28 protein-coding genes are annotated in these 23920 nt (G+C 43.9%); 12 read left to right on the forward strand and 16 right to left on the reverse strand.

The annotated features are described in order from the left end of the window. Window positions 1–2 precede the first annotated feature (2 nt). The 3 genes from D1614_RS21230 (at window position 3) to D1614_RS21240 (ending at window position 4558) form a co-directional block, all read left to right on the forward strand. The gene (locus D1614_RS21230; protein ID WP_147384337.1) at window positions 3–545 is read left to right on the forward strand and encodes a hypothetical protein; all 543 of its coding nucleotides are present in this window, start codon (window positions 3–5) and stop codon (window positions 543–545) included. A 305-nt stretch (window positions 546–850) separates the two neighbouring features. After that, window positions 851–4075, forward strand: a complete 3225-nt coding sequence (locus D1614_RS21235) for a UvrD-helicase domain-containing protein (protein ID WP_119440005.1) — start codon at window positions 851–853, stop codon at window positions 4073–4075. Window positions 4076–4135: 60 nt separating this feature from the next. Then, on the forward strand, window positions 4136–4558 hold the full coding sequence (locus D1614_RS21240; protein ID WP_119440006.1) for a QcrA and Rieske domain-containing protein: 423 nt from the start codon (window positions 4136–4138) through the stop codon (window positions 4556–4558). Between the two features lie 8 nt (window positions 4559–4566). Here D1614_RS21240 and D1614_RS21245 read toward each other — a convergent pair whose 3' ends face one another. Then, window positions 4567–5892: an alpha-L-fucosidase gene (locus D1614_RS21245; RefSeq protein ID WP_119440007.1), complete on the reverse strand. Its 1326-nt coding sequence runs from the start codon at window positions 5890–5892 to the stop codon at window positions 4567–4569. Window positions 5893–5952: 60 nt separating this feature from the next. Continuing rightward, window positions 5953–6219 carry a cupin domain-containing protein gene (locus D1614_RS21250; protein ID WP_119440008.1) on the reverse strand — a complete coding sequence of 89 codons (267 nt, stop codon included), beginning with the start codon at window positions 6217–6219 and terminating at the stop codon, window positions 5953–5955. 152 nt (window positions 6220–6371) lie between these two features. Here D1614_RS21250 and D1614_RS26390 point away from each other — a divergent pair, with 152 nt between their 5' ends. Continuing rightward, a complete protein-coding gene (locus D1614_RS26390) occupies window positions 6372–6494 on the forward strand; it encodes a hypothetical protein (RefSeq protein ID WP_262707232.1) in 123 nt (40 codons plus the stop codon). On the opposite strand, the gene D1614_RS21255 is transcribed toward D1614_RS26390, so the two are convergent. Beyond that, window positions 6491–6901, reverse strand: a complete 411-nt coding sequence (locus D1614_RS21255; RefSeq protein ID WP_119440009.1) for a secondary thiamine-phosphate synthase enzyme YjbQ — start codon at window positions 6899–6901, stop codon at window positions 6491–6493. The two genes, D1614_RS26390 and D1614_RS21255, sit on opposite strands and share 4 nt — an antisense overlap. A 177-nt stretch (window positions 6902–7078) precedes the next feature. Between D1614_RS21255 and D1614_RS26395 the strand changes: the two genes are divergently transcribed. Next, window positions 7079–7207, forward strand: a complete 129-nt coding sequence (locus tag D1614_RS26395; RefSeq protein WP_262707233.1) for a hypothetical protein — start codon at window positions 7079–7081, stop codon at window positions 7205–7207. 18 nt (window positions 7208–7225) lie between these two features. Next, window positions 7226–7594 carry a YccF domain-containing protein gene (locus D1614_RS21265; RefSeq protein WP_119440011.1) on the forward strand — a complete coding sequence of 123 codons (369 nt, stop codon included), beginning with the start codon at window positions 7226–7228 and terminating at the stop codon, window positions 7592–7594. Between the two features lie 221 nt (window positions 7595–7815). Here D1614_RS21265 and D1614_RS21270 read toward each other — a convergent pair whose 3' ends face one another. From D1614_RS21270 to D1614_RS21310, 9 genes are all read right to left on the reverse strand, one after another. Further along, window positions 7816–8220: a YciI family protein gene (locus D1614_RS21270; RefSeq protein WP_119440012.1), complete on the reverse strand. Its 405-nt coding sequence runs from the start codon at window positions 8218–8220 to the stop codon at window positions 7816–7818. Between the two features lie 11 nt (window positions 8221–8231). After that, window positions 8232–8822, reverse strand: a complete 591-nt coding sequence (gene msrA / locus D1614_RS21275) for a peptide-methionine (S)-S-oxide reductase MsrA (protein ID WP_119440013.1) — start codon at window positions 8820–8822, stop codon at window positions 8232–8234. Window positions 8823–8956: 134 nt separating this feature from the next. Then, complete coding sequence (locus tag D1614_RS21280; RefSeq protein WP_206610109.1) at window positions 8957–9514, reverse strand: hypothetical protein; 558 nt, start codon at window positions 9512–9514, stop codon at window positions 8957–8959. A 126-nt stretch (window positions 9515–9640) separates the two neighbouring features. Beyond that, window positions 9641–11137, reverse strand: a complete 1497-nt coding sequence (locus D1614_RS21285) for a serine hydrolase (protein WP_119440015.1) — start codon at window positions 11135–11137, stop codon at window positions 9641–9643. A gap of 42 nt (window positions 11138–11179) precedes the next feature. After that, window positions 11180–11395 (reverse strand): PLD nuclease N-terminal domain-containing protein, encoded by a 216-nt coding sequence (locus D1614_RS21290; RefSeq protein WP_119440016.1) that lies wholly within the window; start codon window positions 11393–11395, stop codon window positions 11180–11182. A 128-nt stretch (window positions 11396–11523) separates the two neighbouring features. Next, window positions 11524–12984: a tryptophanase gene (locus D1614_RS21295; RefSeq protein WP_119440017.1), complete on the reverse strand. Its 1461-nt coding sequence runs from the start codon at window positions 12982–12984 to the stop codon at window positions 11524–11526. Between the two features lie 431 nt (window positions 12985–13415). Beyond that, entirely contained in the window at window positions 13416–13877 is a 462-nt protein-coding gene (locus D1614_RS21300; protein ID WP_119440018.1) for a GAF domain-containing protein, read from the reverse strand. A gap of 77 nt (window positions 13878–13954) precedes the next feature. Further along, a complete protein-coding gene (locus D1614_RS26505) occupies window positions 13955–14257 on the reverse strand; it encodes a type II toxin-antitoxin system RelE/ParE family toxin (RefSeq protein ID WP_119440019.1) in 303 nt (100 codons plus the stop codon). Next, window positions 14254–14481 (reverse strand): hypothetical protein, encoded by a 228-nt coding sequence (locus D1614_RS21310; protein ID WP_119440020.1) that lies wholly within the window; start codon window positions 14479–14481, stop codon window positions 14254–14256. Before D1614_RS21310 ends, D1614_RS26505 begins: the two co-directional genes overlap by 4 nt. Window positions 14482–14584: 103 nt before the next feature. On the opposite strand from D1614_RS21310, the gene hisS reads away from it, so the two are divergent. Then, window positions 14585–15946: a histidine--tRNA ligase gene (hisS, locus tag D1614_RS21315; protein WP_119440021.1), complete on the forward strand. Its 1362-nt coding sequence runs from the start codon at window positions 14585–14587 to the stop codon at window positions 15944–15946. 226 nt (window positions 15947–16172) lie between these two features. Here hisS and D1614_RS21320 read toward each other — a convergent pair whose 3' ends face one another. After that, complete coding sequence (locus tag D1614_RS21320; RefSeq protein ID WP_147384338.1) at window positions 16173–16352, reverse strand: hypothetical protein; 180 nt, start codon at window positions 16350–16352, stop codon at window positions 16173–16175. 339 nt (window positions 16353–16691) lie between these two features. Here D1614_RS21320 and hutH point away from each other — a divergent pair, with 339 nt between their 5' ends. Next, a complete protein-coding gene (gene hutH, locus D1614_RS21325; protein WP_119440023.1) occupies window positions 16692–18203 on the forward strand; it encodes a histidine ammonia-lyase in 1512 nt (503 codons plus the stop codon). A 21-nt stretch (window positions 18204–18224) separates the two neighbouring features. Here the strand turns inward: hutH and D1614_RS21330 are convergent, their stop codons facing one another. Then, window positions 18225–18638 carry a hypothetical protein gene (locus D1614_RS21330; protein ID WP_119440024.1) on the reverse strand — a complete coding sequence of 138 codons (414 nt, stop codon included), beginning with the start codon at window positions 18636–18638 and terminating at the stop codon, window positions 18225–18227. Window positions 18639–18683: 45 nt separating this feature from the next. Continuing rightward, on the reverse strand, window positions 18684–19253 hold the full coding sequence (locus tag D1614_RS21335; RefSeq protein ID WP_119440025.1) for an RNA polymerase sigma factor: 570 nt from the start codon (window positions 19251–19253) through the stop codon (window positions 18684–18686). A 149-nt stretch (window positions 19254–19402) separates the two neighbouring features. Here D1614_RS21335 and D1614_RS21340 point away from each other — a divergent pair, with 149 nt between their 5' ends. The 4 genes from D1614_RS21340 (at window position 19403) to D1614_RS21355 (ending at window position 22707) form a co-directional block, all read left to right on the forward strand. After that, the gene (locus D1614_RS21340; RefSeq protein WP_119440026.1) at window positions 19403–20005 is read left to right on the forward strand and encodes a hypothetical protein; all 603 of its coding nucleotides are present in this window, start codon (window positions 19403–19405) and stop codon (window positions 20003–20005) included. Window positions 20006–20091: 86 nt separating this feature from the next. Continuing rightward, window positions 20092–21204: a L,D-transpeptidase family protein gene (locus D1614_RS21345; RefSeq protein WP_162304593.1), complete on the forward strand. Its 1113-nt coding sequence runs from the start codon at window positions 20092–20094 to the stop codon at window positions 21202–21204. After that, entirely contained in the window at window positions 21201–21914 is a 714-nt protein-coding gene (locus D1614_RS21350; RefSeq protein WP_206610110.1) for a L,D-transpeptidase, read from the forward strand. The genes D1614_RS21345 and D1614_RS21350 overlap by 4 nt, the downstream gene beginning before the upstream one ends. Before the next feature lies 1 nt (window position 21915). Next, entirely contained in the window at window positions 21916–22707 is a 792-nt protein-coding gene (locus tag D1614_RS21355) for a hypothetical protein (protein WP_119440028.1), read from the forward strand. Window positions 22708–23108: 401 nt separating this feature from the next. On the opposite strand, the gene D1614_RS21360 is transcribed toward D1614_RS21355, so the two are convergent. After that, the gene (locus tag D1614_RS21360) at window positions 23109–23864 is read right to left on the reverse strand and encodes a 3-keto-disaccharide hydrolase (RefSeq protein WP_119440029.1); all 756 of its coding nucleotides are present in this window, start codon (window positions 23862–23864) and stop codon (window positions 23109–23111) included. Between the last annotated feature and the right edge of the window lie 56 nt (window positions 23865–23920).

Below are 23920 nucleotides of genomic sequence, written 5' to 3' on the forward strand. Positions count from 1 at the left end.
GGATGAAAAATCTTCTTATAGTCATATTACTTTTCCTAAGCGTTGGTGCTTTTGCACAGGAAGGCTTGCAGTTGTTGATGCCTGAACCGGATTCCACGCAACTGGAGCTGGAGCGCAAGCTGGAATATTTCAGGCTAACAACCGGATTACCGGCCAGTGATCTTTTTATGAACGATCTGGAACTTCCCGGATTAAACCTCCAGCAGGAATTTATGAACCGCTATGCCATAAATCCTTCGATCACCGCTTTTCCGAGCATCCAACTGATTCCGGAAACATCGTTTAACTTTGCCTCGCCCTTTTGGGTAAACGGTCAGATTTTAGGAGGTTCGGTTACGCAACTCAGCGATAAATTTACCATCGGGGGGTTTAGCTACGGAGCGAATTCCGTTTTCTCGGCGCCGCTTCCCAATGCCAACAAAAGCTATTTCGATTCGTACGGTTCCACCATGTTTATGCAGTACAAAGTGTCGAAAAACTTTAAGATCGAAACCAGTGTGAGCGTTGGCCGCCAACAGGGACCACCTCCGCCTCGGGGATTTTAGAAAGATTGAAAGTTTAGAGTTCAGTGTTCAAAGTTCAGAGAAAAAGAACTCGGCGTTCTAACCTCGGAAGCTCCAACTTACGGCTATTTAGCAATTACTCATGGCTAGAAGCTAGTTCCAGCGTTTTAGAATTTATGCCTACTGAACTTTACTAATTGCCTACTTAGAGCTTAGTGGATTGAAAAAATAAAGACAATACATAAATGATTAAATGTCTTAGTAATTTTCCGGACTTTGAACGCTGAACACTGAACTCCAAGTTTTCATTATCTTTAGACATTATTCTATAAACATTAAACTCTTTCATGCTCACTGTTTACAAAGCTTCTGCGGGATCAGGAAAAACCTTTCAGCTGGTAGTTGAATACCTGAAACTGATATTGGGAAATCCGTACAACTACAAACATATTCTGGCGGTGACGTTTACCAACAAAGCCACCAACGAAATGAAGAGCCGGATTCTGGAACAGCTCCACAAACTGGCCGATAATCAACCATCGGACTATATTGCCCCGCTTCAGAAAGAAGGCGATCATTCCGAGCAATTTATCCGCCAGCGGGCCCGGCAGGTACTCAAAAATATTCTGCACGATTACAACCGTTTTACCATCAACACGATCGATTCCTTCACCCAGAAAGTGATAAAATCGTTTAACCGGGAACTGGGTATTTCGCCCAATTTCTCGCTGGAGCTGGATACCGATATTATTTTGGAAGAGGCTACCGAACGGATGCTTGCGCGTTTGGGAGAGGACCGCGATTTGCTGAAATGGCTGCAGGAATACAGCCGCGAAAAAATTGAAGGCAACTACAGTCAGCGGATTGATAAAGACATCAAAGACCTCGGGAAAGAACTTTTCAAGGAACGTTTCCAGGTTTTCTTTCCCGAAGACGGAGAATCGGTATACAACCGCCAAACACTGAATGAATTTGGGAAAGAACTGCAACAACTGAAAAGCGTTTTTGAAAGCACCTTGAAGACAAAAGCGCTCGCACTTTTGCAAGCCATCGGCAATCATGGTTTCAGTGTCGATGATTTCTCGTATAAAAAATCGGGGGTGGCTGGTTATATTGCGGCAGTGGCCGGTGGAGCGATCAAAGAACCAACCGCCAGAGCCGTTTCCGCTTCCGAAGATGTGGAGAAATGGTTCGCCAAAAGCCACAAACAAGTAGCAGAATTGGGAGCTTTGGTTCAGCAAAATCTTCAACCCGGGCTGGCAGAACTTGTCCTTTATTTCTACGAGCATTTTACCCGTTACAACACCACCATCGCAGTATTAAAACAACTCCGCACACTGGGTATTTTAACCGACCTGCGAAAAGAAATTGAAGCTTTGCTGCGGGAAAAGGAAATGCTACAATTGTCGGATTCCAACCTCCTGCTCAGCAAAATAATCGGGGAAAGCGATTCGCCCTTTGTTTACGAGAAAATCGGGAATTTTTATCATCATTTTATGCTCGATGAATTTCAGGACACTTCGGGTTTGCAATGGCGGAATTTTAAACCGCTTGTAGTCAACTCGCTTTCAGAAGGCCATTCGAACCTGGTGGTGGGCGACGTAAAACAGTCGATCTACCGCTGGCGAAACAGCGACTGGAACATTCTGGCAGAAGAGCTGGACCGCGATTTTACCGAAGCCCAGAAAAAAGAAGAGCACCTCGATTTTAACTGGCGAAGCGATAAAAACATCATCGATTTTAACAACGAAATCATCGCCCGGCTGATGGATGTTTTTGAATCGAGGCTTTTCTCCACCATTCCCGACAATGAACGCTACCTGAATAAATTCAGCAATATTTATGCTTCGTTTCAGCAAAAACCCGGAAAAAAAGAAGCAGATCCCAAGGGCTTTGCGCAAGTGAACTTTTTGCCGGGCGACGATTTTTATGAAACAGCCACCAACACCCTGGTAGAGCAAGTAAAAATGTTGCAGGACAAGGGGATTAAACCCGAAGAAATTGCCATCCTCGTAAGGAAAAACGGTGAAGGCACCCGCATTGTGGAAGCCTTTTTGGAAGCAGCTCAACAGGAAGAAAACAAGGATTACAACCTGACCGTGCTTTCGAATGATTCATTGTTTCTTTTTGCCTCCAAAGCCGTTTTGTTTATTATTCACACCATAGAATGGCTGGTGGATCCGCTAAGCGAAATCAACAAAGCTACGCTGCTGCACCTGTGGATGAGTTGGTTGAAACCTACGCAAAAAGGCTTCGAAAGCACCTTATTTCCTGTGCCAACCGAAAAATGGCAGCTTGGAAATGATTACGATGCACTTTTTGAAAGTGAACTGGGCGAAAAACTGGAACAGGTAAAGAAAAAAGTGCTGCTTTCATCGCTCGATGAAACGGTTACCCGAATTGCCTCCCTATTCGGCTTATTAAAACTTCAAAACGAGCTTCCGTACATACAAACACTGATTGACAAAGCCGGTGAACTGAAAATTTCACTTTCAAACGATTTGTCGAACCTGCTTTTTTGGTGGAACGAAAAGGGCTCAACTACCTCGGTAAGCGTAAATGAAGGAACAGGTTCCATTCGTTTGCTAACGATCCATAGTTCAAAGGGTTTGGAATTTAAGGCCGTTCTTCTCCCCTATTTTAAGTGGGAAACCAGCCGGAGTGGCGACATTATCTGGTGCCAGCCAAGCAGCGAACCGTTCAATAAATTTCCGCTGCTGCCCATCAAAAGCGGAAAGGAAATGGAAGCCTCGGAATTTGCTCCGGCTCATTTCGAAGAAAAAGTCAGCAGCTACATCGACTCGCTCAACCTGATTTATGTGGCGGTAACCCGGGCAAAATCGGCACTGTTGATTAATTGCCCCCAGCCAAAGCTTAACCAGAAAGGCGAATATTCGGGGTCCGATGTGGATCTTCTACTGTTTCTGGCCGTTCAGCAAACGACATCCAATCCTCTGTTCCGCGAATGTTTTGACGAAGAAGCAGGCATTTTTGAGTTCGGATCCGTTTCGCCAAGCGAAGGGAAAAAGGAGGCATCGAGAAGCATTACCGTCACCAATTACCGCTTTTCTGACCTCGGGGACAGGATCAGCCTGCGCTTGTCGGGAGAGGACTTTTTAGTGGCGAGTGACAAGCACCATTCCGAGAAAAACCTGGGGAAACTGGTACACGAAATACTTTCGGGCATCGACACAGTTAAAGATGTGGAGGCAGCTTGTTTGAAAGCGCTAAACGAAGGAAGAATTGACAACGCTGAAATGGCAGAAATTCAAAAAACGATTAATGAAAACCTCCAACTTCCGGAAGTAAAAAGCTGGTTCGATGGCAGCCTTCAGATTCTGAATGAGCGTGATTTGCTAACCGGGCAAAAATTGCTTCGTCCCGACCGTATTATGTTTTCGGGCGATACCGCGATTGTGGTAGACTATAAGACCGGTGAAAAGATTCCTTCGAAATACAACAAGCAGGTAAATGGTTATGCCAAAACCTTAAAAGAAAGTGGCTTTAAAAAAGTTAGCGGTTACCTCTGGTACCTGGCTACCAACGAAGTAGAGAAAGTTTGTGAGTATTGATTTTCTTGCTCTGCGCCAACAATAAAACACCATTAGGTGTTTTATTGAAAAAGATGTATCATGGAACGAAAAGACTTTCTTAAAAACGTTGCGGTAGGAGGAAGTATTTTATTGACTTCTTCGATGCTTTTTAACGCCTGTTCGAAAGATGAAGACCTGGGAAACCCCAATGATCCCGGAGGTTCATCAAACACCATTGATTTGACTGCGGCAGCTTATTCAGCCTTAAATACAGTTGGAGGCTACGCCTACAAAGGTAACATTATGGTTTTCAGAACAGGAGAAAACACTTACCTGGCATTGTCAAAAATTTGTACGCATGAAAGTTGCAGTGTAACCTATAGTCATGCCGACGGTAATGTTCCCTGTCCTTGCCACGGGTCAAAATATACCACAGCAGGTGTTGTAATTAACGGGCCGGCCACTGCCAACCTGAAAAAGTATTCGGTTACAAAAAGCGGAAATATGCTGACAATCTCCTGAACAGCCGCTTAGTTGCTTTCAATTACCTGGCCTTCCTCGCGGTAAAGATCCACTTTTCCGTCAAGCAAAACAGCAATGACCGTCACCTGCGGATCAAGTACTTTCTCGGGTACATCAATGTATACAATTCCCGGAACAGCGCTCCAGTATTGCTTCATTTTCACATCCCAGTTAAGTTTGGTGCCATTGCCAACCACCCAAATCCGGTTGATTTTATTTTTGATTCCTTTCAGCATAAGTGGCCCGTTGGGCTTGTGCGGAACATACAGATACAGAATATCTCCTTTCTGATTCAAGGCTGTTGGCCCGTAAAAATGCTCGTACGGAATTCCGGCACGTGTACCATAAATCGCTTCCGAGTGTTTGTTGGTCCAGCGACCCAGTTCTTTCAGTATGTTCACCTGTTCTTCCGGAATGCTACCGTCGGCTTTTGGTCCAATGTCCAGCAAAAGATTTCCGCCTTTGTTGATCACGTCCACCAACATGCGAATTACCTGGTTGGGCGTTTTGTAGTTATGATCGTTGTGCTGATACCCCCAGCTGTCGTTCATGGTCATGCAAAGTTCCCAGTAACGGTTTCGCGGCCGGGTTACCGGAAGTCCCTGCTCGGGTGTAGCGTAATCGCCGTATCCCTGAATCCGGCTGTTTAGTATGATACCTTTGTTCCACTCCCGCAGTTTTTCGCTTAGTTCACGCGCTTTCCATTTTTCAGCCGAAGCTTCCCAGTCGCCGTCAAACCAGTACAGATCGGGTTTAAAGTCTTTAGATAATTCTTCCAACTGGCAAAAATTGAAATCCACAAAACGGTTCCAGCGCACCGAGTCATTTTCGTAACGTTTTTCAACCCGCGTTTTGTTGGGATAATCAGGATGCGACCAGTCGAGCAATGAATAATACAAGCCTACTTTCACGTCGTTTTTCTTCAGCTCTTTCACAAAAGGTGCGATCAGATCTTTTTGAGCCGGCGACTTTTTTACAACACTTAAATCGTTGCAATGCGTATCCCAAAGTGCAACGCCGTCGTGGTGTTTGGTAGTAATTACCGAATATTTGGCCCCACTTTCAGCGATAAGTTTTGCCCACGCAGCCGGGTCGTAATTTTTTGCTGTGAAGCCGTCCAGCTGCTTCATATAATCGTCGTGCGAAATATAGCTGTTAAAAAACGACCAGCTTTCGTCAATTCCGTTTACACTGTAAATTCCCCAATGAATGAAAATACCCAACTTGGCATCTTCAAACCATTGCATTCTTTTCTCTTTTGCGGCAGAATTCTCCTGGCCAAACCCGTTCAAAACGAGCAAACAGGCAAGCAATACCCAAACTATTTTTCGCATAGACCTTCAAATAAATTATTATCTATGCAAACTTTGTAAAAAAAATTAAAATCTCAAATATTATTCGAACGAATAATGTTTTTTAATGGCAGAATGAATGTCCCAAACACACTCCAGCCCTTTTGGGAAGGTCACAAAATCTCCGGCTTTGATCGTCACCGATTCAAATTCACTAGTAATCGTTGCCTCTCCTTCTACGATATAACAAAGTTCGTTCTGATTGTAGTACCAATCGAACTTTTCCTCATCGCGCTCCCAAACGGGCCAGCCAAATACGCCTTCTTGCTCTAATTCGTCCTGAGAATACTGTGTAACATCAATCTTCATACAATAAAATTTACTTTGTGATACCATTCAGAACAGTAAAGAACCTTCTGTTTAATTTAAAATTAAATATAATTTAATCGATATTAATTAGCAATAATCTTGCTCTCCGTTATATTGCCACAAATTTATGACAAGAATTAAATTATAGTATCATGAACAGAACATTTCTTTTTGTCATTTTTATGTCGATGTTTCAGGCGATGATTTCCAGTGGGAATACGTTGATTTTGGCTGGAATGTGGAGCCTTCTAAAAACTAAGGAGTCTTCTTTTTAGCTGAAAACGGTAAGCACTACACGGCGTGGGCCACCGTAATCGCGAAATTCACAAAGATAAATCCCCTGCCAGGTGCCAAGGTTTAACCGGTGCCGGGTTATGGGCACAGTGATTTCAGCACCGATCACTGCCGACTTCAAATGTGCAGGCATATCATCGCGGCCTTCGTAAGTGTGAATGTAAACAGGATCGTCTTCGGGAATCATTTTATTGATGAAATTCTCGAAGTCGGTTCTTACCGTTGGATCAGCGTTTTCGTTCAGCGTAATTCCAGCCGAGGTATGCTTCACCAGAATATGCAGTAACCCGGTTTCCGGGAGTTCGGGCAATTTCTCTTCAATCAATCTGGTTACCAAGTGATAACCTCTCCTGAAAGCAGGCAAAGTAATTTCTTTTTGTTGGATCATTCTTATCGAGCTTTGAAAGCAAAAATACAAACTATTTAAAATGTGCTCTTTACTTTCATTCTTGAATGAGTCACGATTTCCTTGATTTACCTGTAAAAATGGCTCGTTTACCGTTTAATTTTGTCAACTGAATATTCATTTGCGTACTTTCAGTCCGAATTTTAAATCGAAAGAAAAATGATCGCAACCATCGTAATTATAAGCATGCTGATAAGCATTGCCTTCAACAAGCTGAGAAACAGGGAAACTGTAAAACCCGGTTTTGTAAAAGTCCGGTGTCAGAATAGTAAACCATTTAACAACTAACTTTAACCACAACTACTTATGAAAATTTTAGGAAACTTAATCTGGCTGATATTCGGAGGTTTTGCCATTTTTCTGGAGTACATTCTCGCAGGCCTGGCCCTGTGCATAACCATTGTTGGAATTCCGTTTGGGCTTCAGTCGTTTAAACTGGGCGTACTGGCATTGTGGCCGTTCGGGCAAAAAATTGAATACATGGATTATGCCCCGGGCTGTCTTTCCACCATTATGAACATTCTTTGGTTTTTTATTGGCGGAATTTGGATTATGCTCACCCACCTGTTTTTTGGCTTACTGCTCGGAATCACCATCATTGGCATTCCATGGGCACGCCAGCACTTTAAAATGGCTTCGCTGGCACTTACTCCGTTTGGCAGAAAGCTGGTTTGAGATATTGAGGGACTGAAGGGCTGAGAGACTGAAGGATTGAAGGACTGAATTAAGCTGGGAGTTTCATTCTGCAAACAATTGTAAAACTGTGAAATTGTAAAACGCTAATGCTTTTTATGGTTACTCAGATACTAAAAACTGCGGCTTGGTTTTATACAAATTACGCCCCAAACCACGCCGCTCAACGCTGGGCATTGAACTCTGACCTCTGAACTTTCAACTCACCTGATCACGGTTCCTTTGGCGCCCCACCAGAAAAATGCTTCCATGCTGAGGCGGCCTGTTTTCACGGCCGGATCTTCTGCTTCCAGTTTCAGCGCTTCCTCCACCGTAGCTACGTCAAAAATCAGCAGGCCGCGATGATCTCCGCCTTCTTCAAAAGGACCGGCAACGATCAGTTTTCCCATTTCGGAAAGCTTATTCAAATGCGCCAGATGTTGCTCCTGAATTTTAGCCGCCTCGGTAGAATCCTGACTTCGTGTTTCGCCCTTGTTCAGCAACATGAAAACATAGCGTTTCATTACATAAGTAGTGTCTCCTTCGGTGTAAGAAAATTCGCGTTGATCCTGTGCGTACGACGCGATGGCAAAACCAGTCAGCAGTATCACTAAAAGCAGCTTCTTCACAATCCGTTGATTTATTTCTTTAGCTGATCTTTAAAAACTTTTCTGAATTTATCGAGTTTTGGTGCGATAATAAACTGACAATAGCCTTGCGATTTATTTCGTGCATAATAATTCTGGTGATAATCTTCGGCTACATAAAAAGTATCGTAAGCGGTAATTTCCGTTACGATTGGCTGCTCGTACACTTTCTCCTCCTCCAATAAACGAATCACTTTTTCAGCCGTTTCCTTTTGCTGTTGGTTATGATAAAAAATCACCGATCGGTACTGCGTTCCCACATCGTTCCCCTGGCGGTTGAGGGTAGTTGGATCGTGTGTCGCAAAAAACACTTCAAGCAGCTGGCTGTAGCTTACAACCTCCGGATCGAAAGTTATCTGAACCGCCTCGGCATGACCGGTAGTTCCGGTGCAAACTTCCTTGTACCCCGGATTTTTAACATGCCCGCCGCTGTAGCCGGGTTTTACATCCACCACTCCTTTTAATTCGAGATAAACCGCTTCCGTACACCAGAAACAACCACCTCCAAGTGTTGCTTTCTCCAGTTCTTTTGCCATAGCTGTTGTTGATAGGATCAAAAATATAATTACAATAGATTTTCTCATAATTCCCGATTTACTTCGATCAAAACCTTACTGCACTTTCCGGGAAGTTTCCATTTATCAGAAATAACAAAACACGCATGAAGTATGTTTTATCAGGCCCGTAATTTCAAACAAAAAGGGAAAAAAATCAATGCTTAGATTTGGTGCGTTTGGTATACAATATAACCATAAACGGCAAAGCGTAAAAGACGAAACAAGGCGTATTTCAGAAACCGCTTGGAAGGATAACCCGCCGAACCTACCAGCAAACTTACACCCGACCATGGCAGCGGAGTGAGCGCTGCTACAATGATCAGAAAAATGCCGTATTTTTTTACCTGGCTCGCAGAATCCTTCAGCAGCCGTCGTTTCAGGTTCGTGAAAGTCTCGTTCTTATAAAAAAAGCCACCAATCAAAAAATTGATATAGCCCATCAGGTATGAAATGCCGGCAAACAAAGATAGGTTAAAGAGGTAATGCCATGTGTCGCCTTTGTTGATGGCCCAAATCATAAATAATTCAGGAGGAATGAGCCCAAAAAAGAACTCGGAAAAACAATAGATCAGGTAGATGATCATCGGGCGGGCATAAAAACGCTCTACCCATGCATCGGGCTTATGCGTGATCACCACTTCCCGAAACAGAAAATAAGCCGCTAAAAGCACCGTCAGCCATAAAAAGCCTTTGAGCCCGTTGCGTACAAGAAATTGCATTCTTGGACTAAGTTTCATCTGTTTTCTGTTTTGTTGGCCGAAAATACAACTATTTTACTGATTTACGGGTACGAATCTTCCACTTAAACCGGGTCAAATCAACATTCTTTCCCGTTCTGGCAAGAATCAGTTCACCTTCCGCGGTTTTAGCTCTTCGAAGAAAATATCGTTGTTGGGAACATCAAAATCCATCCCGGTTATCTTCAGGTTATTATCCATATTGAACTTAAGCGTTCCGAAATTAAACCAGGCATGCATAATGTCCCAGTCAAGCTTCCACACATCGAAATGCCAGTGTTCCAAAGTAGCCGACAGTTCGGGCGACCGTTCAAAATAAACCCTCAGCTTTCCGTTCTCCAGCTTCACTTCAATATTGCCGTAAATATCAGCCTTGTAAGTTCCTGTGTATTCTTCAAGCTCCAGCGAAGGGTGTGTTCCTTCCACACGGCTTGCCAACCGCTCTTCCACCCGCGTGTCCTTTTTGCTGCGCTCTTCCTTTCTTTTTAGCAGAGCAGCCGACCAGTCTTTGGTTTCTTCTCCTAAAAAGGCATTCAGCGCATAATATGTAACCGCCATCATCGGAGGGTTCATTCCGTTGGAAAGCACCACCACTCCCAGTTTCTCATCCGGGATCATGGTAACGGCCGAGATCATGCCGTCGTAACCACCGGTATGGCCCACACGCAAGCGTCCGTAATAATCAGACAAGCCCCAGCCCAAACCGTAACCACTAAAATGCATGTCGAAATCGTTTGCTTTGTCGCGATTAACGGTGTAACTGTTCAGCAGTTTCCACAATTCGTTTTTAGCCTTGTTATCCGAACTCATCATAAAAGTCATCCATTTTGCCATGTCGTTTACCGAAGAAATCAGGCCTCCCAAAGCGCCAACTTCTTCCCAGTCGGTATACGGAATCGGAATATTTTTACCGTCTTCAAAAGCATGCGGAGTGGTATAATTACCAACTACATCGAGTTTTGGTAATGAATAAATCGTTCGATCCATTTTCAGCGAATCAAGAATACGTTCCTGTACATTTTGCCCCCAGGTTTTCCCGGTCACTTTTTTGATCAGCTCACCCGCGGTAATGTACATTAGGTTTGAATAGCCAAACCCGTCGCGAAACGAAAACTCCGGTTCGAGGTATTTCATCCGCCGGATAATCTCTTCGGAAGTCAGGTCTGATTTATACCACATTACATCGCCGCTAAACGTTCCGAGGCCCACCCGGTGACACAACAAATCCTTAACGGTAACCTGGGCGCTTACCCACGGATCGTACAACTCAAAATACGGCAGAAACTTTTGTACTTTATCATCCCAGTTCAACTGTCCTTCGTCCACCAGTTGCGCAATAACATAGCTGGTAAATGCCTTTGAGTTGGAAGCAATTGCATACAAACTGTTACCGTCGGGGCGGGCAGCCTCGCCAGCTTCCATTACTCCGTATCCTTTGCTGAAAACAGTTTGTCCGTCTTTCACAATGGCCACACTCATTCCGGGTGTCCCCCAGTCTGCCAGCGATTTTTCAAAATACTGATCGAGTTTTGCCAGATCTACTTCCTGCGCATGAAGGAATACAGAGAAGAAAAGCAACAGAAGAAATAAACTTTTTTTGATCATAATCTGTGTATTCTACTAAATCATTATACAATAATAATTCCTTTACTTTTTAAGCTTTTGATTTTTACCAATCAGGAAATAAAGGATGGAGCCAATCAGATTAAAGAAAATAACAACAATAACCCAAATCAACTTATTGTTTCCCTCAAAGTCGCTTCGCAATATATCAATCAATGCGATCAGTGGAAAAATAAACAAAAGCGAGAGTATCAGAAGAATGATAATCTCTTGCGGTCCGATAAACCCTAGTAATACCATGGTAATTTGTTTTGGTTTGTCCAAATGTATTCAATATGTTAATCAGTACATAATTCTATGCTAATTTTCTGAAGTTGAAAAAAGGGAACCTTTACAGATTCCCTTTTGATATTTTCTGATGCGTTTATTTACAAAGAATCGCCAAAGTCGGCCCTGAATTTGGCTACCAGTTTTTCGGTCCAGTCACCAATCGGCTCCAGTCTTCCCATGAAGAAACGAAGCATTGGAGGTTCTTCCACCCATTGCAATCCGCCAATTAATTCCCGGTTATCGTACAGCCATTTTACCCGGTCGATTACATACATGGTTTGCGAAAGCGTAAACACACGACGAGGAAATGCCAAACGCAGCAACTCAACATCGGCTAAAATATCCTTCCCGTTTTCGTCGCGAACACTGGAAATGGTTCCGCGTTCCATCCCCCGAATACCGGAAACAATGTACAAAGCAGCTGCCAGGGCACCTGCAGGGTACTGTTCCTGAGGAACGTGCTTCAGAAAGCCCATTGCATCTACATGGCAACCGAGGGCACCTGCCGGTGTAATTACCGGTACTCCTGCTTCGTCCAGGTTATCCACTGCATATTTTATAAACGACGGCGACTGATTGATCACAGTATCGTCGCAGGTCTCGCGCAAACCAACTGCCATGGCCTCGATTTCGCGCACCGACATACCACCATAGGTAAGAAACCCTTCGTACAGCACGAGCAAGTCCCTCATCTTCAAATAATATTCATTTTTGTCGGTTAAAATTCCGCCACCACGTGTTGAGCTCACTTTCCGGCTTGAGAAATACACCAAATCGGCATAGCCGCACATTTCCAGCAGAATATCTTTTATCTCGGCGTTCTTAAATTCATCTTCGCGTTGTTTGATAAACCAGGCGTTTTCTCCTATCAAACTGGCATCGAGCACCATCATGGTGTCGTTTTTATCGCAAACTGCACGAACATCACGCATGTTTTGCATCGAAAAAGGTTGCCCGCCAATCAGGTTCGTCGATGCTTCCATGCGCACAAAAGCCACTTTTTCTTTTCCGTATTTCTCAAAAACAGCGTTGAGCTTTGCAATGTCAATGTTTCCCTTAAATTTTTTTGAGCTTTTGATATCCAATGCATCATCAGCATAAATCTCCAGCACTTTCCCGCCATTGAGTTCCATGTGTTCTTTGGTAGTGGTAAAGTGGTAGTTCATCGGAATAACATCGCCTTGTTTTATAAATGCCTGCGACACTATGTTTTCGGCTGCACGCCCCTGGTGAACAGGTAAAACGTAGTGTTTACCAAAAACTTCCCGGGCTGCCTCTTCCATCCGGTAAAAACTTTGTGATCCGGCATAGGCATCATCGGCCTGTAACATCGATGAAATCTGGTTATCGCTCATTGCGTTTGTTCCGGAATCGGTCAGCATATCCAGAAAAACATCCTTTGTATTTAACAGGAATGTATTAAAGCCCGCACCTTCCATGGCAGCCTTTCTTTCTTCAATCGGTCGTAAAAATAATTTCTGTACGATACGTACTTTGTGTTGTTCCACTGGAATCTGTTCGCCACTATAAAATTTAATGGCATTGCTCTGGTTCGTCATTTTTTAATGGTTTTTAATTTCGAAATAACAATTTTATAAAGATAAAATCTTCAAATTGATATTTGAGCTTTTCTAAAAAGACGAGCATTATTTGAATGATATTTATAATCGTTCAAAACAAACTGGCGATTAAAAGCAATAATATCCGGTTAAAACACAAAGGGGCTGTCCCAAAAGTTCTTTTGTGTTAGACTGAACTTACGATTTGTAAGTAACCACTAGGGTTTTCACCCCTAAATCCCCTATAGGGGACCTTAAGCCTCCCCCTTTAGGGGAGGTTTGGAGGGGTAAAATCAAAGCCGATCATAAATTGTAAGTTTCTTTTAAAATAATTTGACTTTTTGGACAGCTTCTTTGATTATTTTGGGAGAAGAAAAATATCCTAGTATTAACCGGAAGCTGACGATTAACAACAAAAAAATGCCCGGAACCTAGCAATAAACCAGTTCCAGAATTTTCTCGAGCCACCGGGCATCTACTTCGGAGAAAGAACTCTTGTCTTTACTGTCGATATCCAATACCCCGATGATCTCACCTGCCTTGTTTCTGAAGGGAACTACAATTTCAGAATTCGATCGCGAGTCGCAGGCAATATGCCCCGGAAAAGCATGTACATCTTCCACCACCAACGTTTTCTGTTGGTTAAAAGCCGCCCAGCACACCCCTTTGTCCTTTTCCAGAATCTGACAAGCCACCGGTCCCTGGTACATGTTTACCGTCATCTTCCCGTCATCGATCAGGTAAAAACCCGTCCAGAAATAATAGTCCATTTTATGGTGCAGAACGGCAATAATGGTAGCCATCCGCGCCTGCGTATTTTCACTTTTCCGCACCAACTCGCTCAACTGCGCATAAATTCGCTCGTAACGTCCTTCTTTCTTTTTGTCTTCCATAACTGTAACATGAATCTGAGTACGAAATAACAAAAATCAATTGTGAATTAACTTCATACCACTGTATTTTCATCCACTTATTTCGTTCTCCTTTTCCAAATTTTGGGATTTCGACTGTGATGAAAGAATGAATAAATCTCCACATGACTTTCAGCAATCGAGAAAACAACTGAAAATGGAAACCTCTTTAAAACAGCCACTCTTACATCAGACCTGATTTTACGAAAACGGTGAGGATTGGAGATAATTTGCTTAAGTTTCGCTTCAACTTCTCTTATAAATTCATCTCCCAAATTTTCCTTTTGAAAATTGTACCATTTCCGGGCATCCATTAACTCAGATTCCGCAAAGGGATGAATTTTAAGAACATACAATTTCATTGCGAGTCCAGACTCTTTTTTATATCCTCCCAGCTACGCCACTCATCCGGATGATTCTTCATGTATTCTTTCCGGGCATCCACCTCTTGCAAAATATCGGCTTCGATATCTGTTTCATCTTCAATAACCGTCAGAAACGAATAATCTTTGGCCAACTCTTTCATCATATTGATAATACTTTGTGCTTTGGCAGAAGAACCCGTTATTTTTACAGTAAAACTCATATCCTCCAATCGTAAGTTATCTCAAAGATACTGAATTTGAATCATAGTGAATTCTGCATAGCTCGATAGAATTTTATATTTTTGCGCCCAAATTCAAAGAATCATGGCACAGAAACCTTCGATACCAAAAGGCACCCGCGACTTTTCACCCGTTGAAATGGTGAGAAGAAACTATATTTTCGATACCATCAAAGATGTTTTTCGTTTGTACGGATTTCAGCCGATTGAAACACCGGCCATGGAAAACCTGTCGACACTGATGGGCAAATACGGGGAAGAAGGCGACAAGCTGCTTTTTAAGATTCTGAATTCAGGTGATTTTATTTCGAAAGCACCACAGGAGGTAATCGACGAAAAAAATTCGAACAAACTTACAACTCATATTTCCGAAAAGGGATTGCGCTACGACCTGACGGTGCCCTTTGCACGCTACGTAGTACAATACCGTAACGACATTGTTTTTCCGTTTAAGCGTTACCAGATTCAGCCAGTTTGGCGTGCCGACCGCCCGCAAAAAGGTCGTTACCGCGAATTTTACCAGTGCGATGTAGACGTGATTGGCAGCGACAGTTTGCTCAACGAACTGGAGCTGGTGCAGATTATCGACGATGTTTTTCAACGCCTGCAAATTAATACGGTCGTAAAAATCAACAACCGGAAAATACTGGCTGGAATTGCCGAAGCCATTGGCGAAGCAGATCGCATGGTGGATATCACCGTTGCTATCGACAAACTGGACAAAATCGGCTTGGAAAAAGTAAATGCTGAAATGCTTGAAAAAGGCATTTCGGAAACCGCGGTTGAAAAGCTACAGCCCATTTTAAAACTCGAAGGCAGCACAGCAGAAAAGCTTGAGCAAATAGCTACCGTTATCGGGCACACCGAAATCGGCGCCAAAGGAATTTCGGAAATGCAGACACTGTTTGCCTACCTCGCAAACTTTGACCTGAAAACCGAAGTGGAGCTCGACCTGACATTGGCCCGTGGTTTAAACTACTACACCGGCGCTATTTTCGAAGTAAAATCGAAAGATGTGCAGATCGGGAGTATTTGCGGCGGTGGCCGCTACGACGATCTGACCGGTATTTTCGGAATGCCCGATGTTTCCGGCGTGGGTGTTTCTTTTGGTGCCGAACGTATTTACGACGTACTCACCCAACTGAATCTTTTTCCGCACGAATCGATGGAAACAACCAAAGCCTTGTTTATCAACTTTGGAGAAAAAGAAGAAGCCTATTGTTTGCCGGTGCTGGCACAACTGAGAAAAAACAATGTGAATGCTGAGATTTTCCCGGAAAGTGCCAAAATGAAAAAGCAGATGAATTATGCCAACCGGAAAGAGATTCCGTTTGTAATTCTGGCCGGAGAAGAAGAAATGGCTGCCCAAAAATTCACACTGAAAAATATGGAAACCGGCGAACAACAGCTGGTAAGCGCAGAAGAACTGATAAAGGCATTATCCTGATCAACAGAAAGAAGCAGTCCTAAAAATTAATAGAAACAGGTTCTCGCAAAGACAAAAAAGAAGCGCTAAGGTCGCAGACTGGCTGATTATCAGCTTCTGTTTTTGCGTGCTTTTGAGCAAATCTTGGCGTGCTTTGCGTGAGATTTGTTTTTTTGGACTACTTCTTCTCTTTTCTGCAAAGTATATTAAGTTTTAGCCCAAAAAACCCTTAATTAGAAGCAAACAATTAGCTTATTTGTAGTAAGAGAAGTCGTTTTTTTTCCTCTTCCCAGGAATCTCCCTCATTAGGATTTTTCACGACAAAGTCGTACCTCGCATCCAATTCATTGGCAATATTTTCCTCTACGTGCGCTTCTTCCGGGTGCACACTCATAAATTCGTATTCCCTGGATAGCTCCTTTAACATTGAAACGATACTTTTCGCTACAGGATTTGAGTCTTCTATTTTAATGGTATAATGCATCGCGATCTCTTTATCTCTAACAAATATACGATTTAAATCATTGTTGCTATTTTGGTAAAAACTCTATATTAGCAACATTAATTTTGACATTTAGTTAAACTGTATGAATATTCCGGTACCTGATCGGCTTGTAAAAACCCTTGGCGGAGACGTTCGTTTTCCCTGATAACTTTACTGACGGATACTCCCCTGTTGTGCAATGTAATTTGCAGCACATTGTTATCACCTTATTTTAGATGAAGTAATTACTTTTTCACTTTCACCGTTAAACAATTTGTTATCATGGCTAAACGCGTTTTTGAAATATCACCCAATCACCTTACTTACGACATTATTCAGGACATTCTGGAGAACGACACAAAACTGGAGCTTTCCGACATTTCTGTTGAACTCATCCAGAAAAGCAAAAAATACCTCGACCGCAAACTGGAGCGGGCCGAAAAACCTCTGTATGGCATCAATACCGGTTTTGGCGCTTTGTGCGACATCGAAATTTCAAAGGAGGACCTGAGTAAATTGCAGGAAAACCTGGTGGTTTCGCATGCCTGCAACGTGGGTACCGAAGTTCCGGCTGATGTGGTAAAACTGATGTTACTGCTAAAAGCACATGCACTTTCAAAAGGTAACTCTGCGGTGCAGTTGATTACCGTGCAACGCATACTCGATCTTTTCAACAACAACATACTTCCGGTGGTACGCGAACAAGGCTCACTGGGCGCAAGCGGCGACCTGGCACCCTTGGCCATGTTATTCCTTCCCCTGCTGGGTTTGGGTGAAGTAAACTTTGAAGGGAAGCAAGTCAGCTCAGCTGTTGTGCTGGAGAAATTTGGATGGAACCCCATTAAACTGGAAGCCAAAGAAGGGCTGGCGCTTTTGAACGGCACACAGTTTATGAGCGCACACGCGGTTTACACCCTGCTAAAAACGTTCCGGATCATCGATCAGGGCGATATTATCGGGGCACTTTCGCTCGATGCGTTTGATGGTTTGCTGGAACCGTTTTCTGAAAACATTCAACGCATCCGCCCCCACAAAGGGCAGGCAGAAACCGCGCGCAACTTCCGGCATGTACTGGCCGGCAGCGAAATGCAGGCGAAACACAAGACACACATCCAGGATCCCTACTCTTTCCGCTGTATTCCGCAGGTACACGGGGCCGTGAAAGATGCGGTTAAATACGTTTCAAAAGTTATTGAAACCGAGATCAACTCCGTAACCGATAACCCAACGGTGTTTCCTGATGAAGACCTGATTATTTCGGGTGGTAATTTCCATGGCGAACCACTGGCCCTTTCGCTCGATTTTCTGGCCATGGCACTAAGCGAACTCGGAAGCATCTCCGAAAGAAGAACCTATCGTTTGATCTCCGGAGAACGCGGACTACCTGAATTTTTAGTAGCCAACCCGGGGCTGAACTCGGGCTTTATGATTCCGCAATACGCCGCAGCTTCCATTGTAAGCCAGAACAAGCAGTTTTGCACACCTGCATCGGTTGATTCCATCCCCTCGTCGAACGAACAGGAAGACCATGTGAGTATGGGTGGGAACGCAGCTACCAAAGCCTTGAAAGTGGCGCTTAATACCGAGAAAATCCTGGCCATTGAACTGTACAATGCCGCACAGGCAATGGACTTCCGGCGGCCGGTAAAAACCTCTCCTTTCCTTGAAAATTTTCTGAAAGATTACCGCAAAAAAGTAAGTTTTGTAGAAGAAGACACGGTTATGTATGTGGGGATCAATAAAACCATTGATTTCCTGAACCACACCAGAACAAAAAGATTGGCCAGAAAATAAAAATCAACATCCGCTGAGCGGTTAAAAAGACAGTTTTTCCTTTCGCTTTACATTTCCTTCTTCATCGGCAAGAAGAAAATAACGGATAAGCTCTGCGTCGCGAATAATGAGTTCGTATTCCCGTTTGTCGTCACATTCAATCAGGATTGCATTCATTAATTCGCCATGCTCAGCCGCCGTTTCCGTCACCTTTAGCGGAAGCTCCGACAAGGGCAGGTTTATTTTCAGGCAAACAAAAGTCCCGTCTTTCCGGTAACTGGCGATGTTCTCCAGCTCGTTCCGGTAAAAAACAGCTTCAAACAAATCGCCTGTTCGCTGCCACTCAATGTTTATGGTATCTGCAAACTGTTCGGCAAACTGTTCTTTCACCGGTTCCGGCACCTGTATTTCGTTACTCGCGGAAAATATTTTCTGAATAAAATTTCTGATCTCCATGTTTTTCTTTTTTTGACGATAAAACCCTTGAAAGTAACTCCCAGGCTACTCTTTTTTAAATTCGGTCTGAAACAGATAAACAACCCGGGTGCGAGCTCTTTTTAAACGCATTTTTACAGCATCTTCGCTTATTTGAAGTGTTTGTGCAATGTGTTTTCCCGGAAGATTGTCCTGGTATTTCATAAGCAACAAGGCTTTTTCTTCGGGATGGATCATCTCCAGTATCTTCAAAAGATTCTCGTAGCTCAGGCTTTCCAGGTCGGCTTCATCTTCATCCGGAATGTCGGGAATTTCGTTTTCGCTGTTCCAGTTCGGATAGTGCAGTTTCTTTTTGTGCCGCAGATAATCAATCGAATAATTGTAGGTTATGGCGTAAAGCCACGACGAGAAGCGCGCATTCCTCTTAAAACCGGGCAGCTTTTCGTAAGCCTTCGAGAGAATGTCGTTGGCAAAATCTTCTGCCTGGTCGCGGTTTTTAATAAAGCTGTAGCATTTGTCAACCACTTTTAGGTAATAGCGTTTATACAGCTCTTCAAAAAGCGCTGTTTTGTTCTCCGCAATTATTCGCCTCACCAGCTCCTCATCATCAATTCCTGCAAGTTTTTCCTTCACCATAATTCAAGAAAAGAAAAAAAAAATTTGTTACCCGCGTTACTTCAAAATTTACCTCCGTCTAAATGTAAATTTCGCACTTGCGTAAAAGTTAGGCGAAATTACTTTTTCAAACGAATTTGATGATAAAAAAGAAACTTTACGTTTAAAAAATGAGAACAAAATTTTTGACTTTGATCGCAGCCCTGAGTGTGGCTGTATTGTTGAGCAGCTGTGGAAAAGTTCCTCAAGCTGAAATTGATGCTGCTAACGCCGCTATTGAGGCTGCCAAAACTGCCGGAGCCGACGTGTATGTAACCGCCGACTTTACTGCTTTGCAAGACTCGATGAACGCTGTTACCCAGAGCGTGGAAGCTCAGAACGGTAAAATGTTTAAAAACTATAGCAAAGTAACCGAGCAGTTGGCAGTTGTAAACCAACTGGCAGCCGAAGTTACTACCAAAACTGAAGCTCGTAAAGAAGAAGTAAAACTGGAAATTGCTGCCCTGCAAACCGAAGTAACCAACCTGTTAGTTCAAAACAACGAACTGGTTGCGCAGGCTCCGAAAGGAAAAGAAGGTGCGGCTGCACTGGAAGCCATTAAAGGCGACATTGGCGTGGTAGAAGCCAGCATTGCCGATGTTACAACTCAGGTGGCTGCCGACCAGTTATTGCCTGCTCTTGACAAAGCCAAAGCTGCCAAAGAAAAAGCAGCAGCGCTTAACGCCGAGCTTACAGAGGTAATTGCCAAATACAGCAGTAACAGGAAAAAATAAGTGAGTTTAGCCAAGTAAAAAACCTGTAACTTCCCCGGAATATATACATTCCGGGGATTTTTTTCAGGCTTGTTTTTTTGATGAAGGTGAGAAGAAGAACGATTGCAGGAGTTGGAATAATTGTGATGGCCACCGCCGGACTGGGCATCTGGAGCTACAAAGCGCCAAAGCCGCCACTCAATGAAATGAAAATGGCCCTTGAAAGTTTAAGCGAGGCCAAAAAAGCAGAAGCACAGATTTATGCTGCCGATGCCTACAAACAGGCAGAGCAGGCTTACGACTCGGCAATGGTTTGCTGGGCCGAAGAAAACAAACGCTTTTTTCTTTTCAGGAATTATACCGACCTGAACAAATGGATAGCTGTTACCATTGAAAAAGCAGCCGAGGCAGAAGGACTTTCAGGAAAACGATTAAAATCGGCAGGCAGCAAATTGCGGGAGGGAATTGCGCTACTGGAAAGGAAAATTGATACCTACAAACGCTACTACAAACATTTGCCCTTACCTGCCAACGTTTCAAAAACACACCACAAAGGAGTTATAAAACTGTCGGAAGCAAAATTTGCCTGGGAAAACAAGCGATTGGGCGAAGCAGAAAAAAGCTACCAGCAGGCAAAAGAACTGATAAACTCGTCGAACAGCAAAGCAGAAAACCTGTTAAGCTCCTGGTTTAGCGAACACAGTGCCTGGCAAAAACAGGCCCAGGCGGCCATCCAGCAATCAGCAAACGGGAAAAAGGTTATTGTGGTCGACAAACTGGCACACACCTGTACGGTTTATCAAAACAAAAAGGCCATTCGAACTTTTAACGCCGAACTGGGCGTAAACTGGATGGGCGACAAGAAAAAGAAGGGCGACAAAGCCACACCCGAAGGAAACTACCAAATTACCCAAAAGAAAAGCGGGGCATCGACGAAGTTCTACAAAGCCCTGTTAATCAACTACCCGAATGCCGACGACCGGAAACGCTTTCAGCAAAACAAAAAAAGCGGACTAATACCCGCGAAGGCTGATATTGGCAACTTGATTGAAATTCATGGATTGGGCGGAAAAGGGCTCGACTGGACCGATGGCTGTGTTGCCCTGAAAAACGACGACATGGACGCACTTTACAAACTCGTATCTGTTGGAACGCCGGTGGTTATTATCGGATCAATCCGTCCGCTGCAGGAAGTAACCGGCAAAAACGTATCAGAATGAAAACGGACATGCCCACTAAATTCCACCTCAAAGCTATTCAAAAAATACGCTCGCTTTTAAAGGGCTGGCTGGGCTTTACCCTGATCCAGTTGTGTGCAGTGACGGCTTTTATCTTTTTATTGTTTGCAGGAGTTCCGTGGATAAAAAACCAAGCCGCTATTTACCGCTTTCTTCCGGAGCAAGAGGTCAACAATGTGTCGCCTACCGATGTAAAAATGCTTCAGATAGAAACCATCCAGCTACAAAGAAAGATTGACCGGCTCACACCCGGCGGAGTTTACCTGGTGATCAACACCACCGACAACACTTTCTTTTTGTACAAAAACAGGCAATTGATCCGCGAAGGAATCTGTTCTACCGGAAGCTATATAAAACTGGAAACCGAAACCGATAAAAACTGGCTTTTCGAAACTCCCAAAGGGGTGTTCTCGATTAAAGGAAAAACGGTTAACCCGGTTTGGAGAAAACCCGACTGGGCATTTATTGAAGAGGGCCTGCCCATTCCGCGGGCCGGAGATCCCTCGCGTTACGAACACGGAGTATTGGGCGATTACGCGCTTAGTTTGGGAGACGGCTACCTGATACACGGGACACTCTACAAACGCTTCCTCGGGTTGCCCGTCACTCACGGCTGTGTGAGAATGGGCGACGAAGACCTGGAAGCGGTATTTAAAACACTGCCGGTTGGCGCAAAAGTTTTTATTTATTAACATGGAAAATCCGGAATCAGGCTTTCGCAAAAAAACATCGAAAAAAAGGTGGCTGGCTTTTTTGCTGCCCCTCGCACTGCTGTTTATTGTTATCCAGTATGCTGCACTGTCGATCGTTTCGGTACAGGAAAAATTAAAGGGCCTGTCCGAAATCAAGGATGTGGATGTTCCTTTTAACAACGTAAAAGACTCGGCCTGGATCAGTGCTTTTAAGGACCGGAACTGGGTGGAATGCAGACTAAAAACCTCAAAAACCGACTCCATCAGTCTATCGGTTAATCTAAAAGACAGCATCCTGCAACTGGAACTGAAAGGCGTGGTGATAAAAACCTCACCGATTCTCGAATTTAAAACCGATCATTTTTTTGAGGAACTCAACCCCGTGGGCTATCATCATTATTTTGGTGAAGAAACGACCTGTACAAACATGCAGGCTACTATTGAGAAAATTCCGGTGATCGTAAAAAAAGCTCCCAAAGATACGCTTGAATATGCCAGCCAAAGCCATGTGATCGACACTGTAAAAAACGAAGATGTGCACTGGCTTATCGTGCTCGGCAATGGGATCGAAATAAGGGTGGAAGGCACCGACACAAGTACCCATGCCAACCGGTGGCAAAACTGGCTTTGGCTAAAACAGGATTACCTTGAGATAAAGAACAACCTTACGCAAACCATTCAGTTCAGGGTACCCGACTATTACCCGGGCATTAAGCTGGTAATTTCAGAAAACGATGCCAAGGCAATTTACCGGGCCTTGCCGGCGCAGCCAAAAGTATGCATTCGGATGTAAGCAGTGTATCTTTTTATTTTTTAGGGGAAGGTCACATTGCTCGAGTTCAAGAGGTCATTGTTATACTCTGAGCGGTCATTGTTTAACTTCAAGTGGTTATTGCAAAGGTCAAACCTGACATTGTTTCAGTTAAAGAAGTCATTGCACGAATCAAACCTGACATTGTTTCAGATCAAGCACACATTGCAGAGGTTCAAGTGCTTATTGTTTCGATCTGAGCAGGCATTGTTGTAACTCAAGCGGTTATTGTTTGAGTTGAAGAGCTTATTGCAGCCCCCAAAGCAGGCATTGTAACAGGAAAGTGGATGCCGGATTCTGGATACCCAATTCTTTACTCACTCTGAACACTAAACTCGTAACAAAAAGGCCCGGAAGTTATCTCCCAGGCCTTCGGTATTTTATTACAATTCCCGTATCCAAATGTTTCGGTAACTCACCGGGTTTCCGTGGTCCTGAAGAATAATGCTTCCTTTTCCGTGTTTCCGTACTGAATACTCAGGAATACCAATGTATTCTGTTGGTCCGCGCAGTTTCACATGGTTTTGAACCAGCACACCGTTATGAAGCACCGTGACGGTTGGCGGTGTAAAATAGGTGCCATCCTCGTTAAAACGTGGTGCGGTGTAAATGATATCGTATGTTTGCCATTCACCCGGCGCTTTGCAGGCATTTACCAGCGGAGCATGTTGTTTGTACAAACTACCTGCCTGCCCGTTGCGGTAAGTGCGGTTGTTGTAGTTATCGAGCACCTGCACTTCGTAGGTTTCCTGCAGAAATACGCCGCTGTTGCCGCGTCCCTGGCTTTCTCCTTTTACTTCGGAAGGAGAGCGCCACTCGATGTGTAACTGCACATCGCCAAAAACGCGTTTGGTTTTGATAATTCCCGTTCCTGCTTTCACCGTTGCACAGCCGTCTTCCACCAACCAGCCGGGTTCTGCCCCGTCGCCGTTTGTCCACTCGCGGCCCAAATCGGTGCCATCGAACAATACAATTGCATCCGAAGGTGCATCCGAAGGCTTTTCACCAGGGGTAATAACCGATACTTCGGGATCCCAAATTTCGGTCATTTCCGGCTTCATTTGCATCGACTCATCATTCTGAGCCATTGCAAAACCGCCGAAAACCATTAAAATAAAAGTTAAAGAAATGATCTTCATGATTTAGTCGTTTTGGTATTAATAAATCAGTGGCCGGTCAATGTAACCGGCCACCG

The sequence above is a fragment of the Maribellus luteus genome, assembly GCF_003576475.1.
GTDB lineage: Bacteria > Bacteroidota > Bacteroidia > Bacteroidales > Prolixibacteraceae > Draconibacterium > Draconibacterium luteum.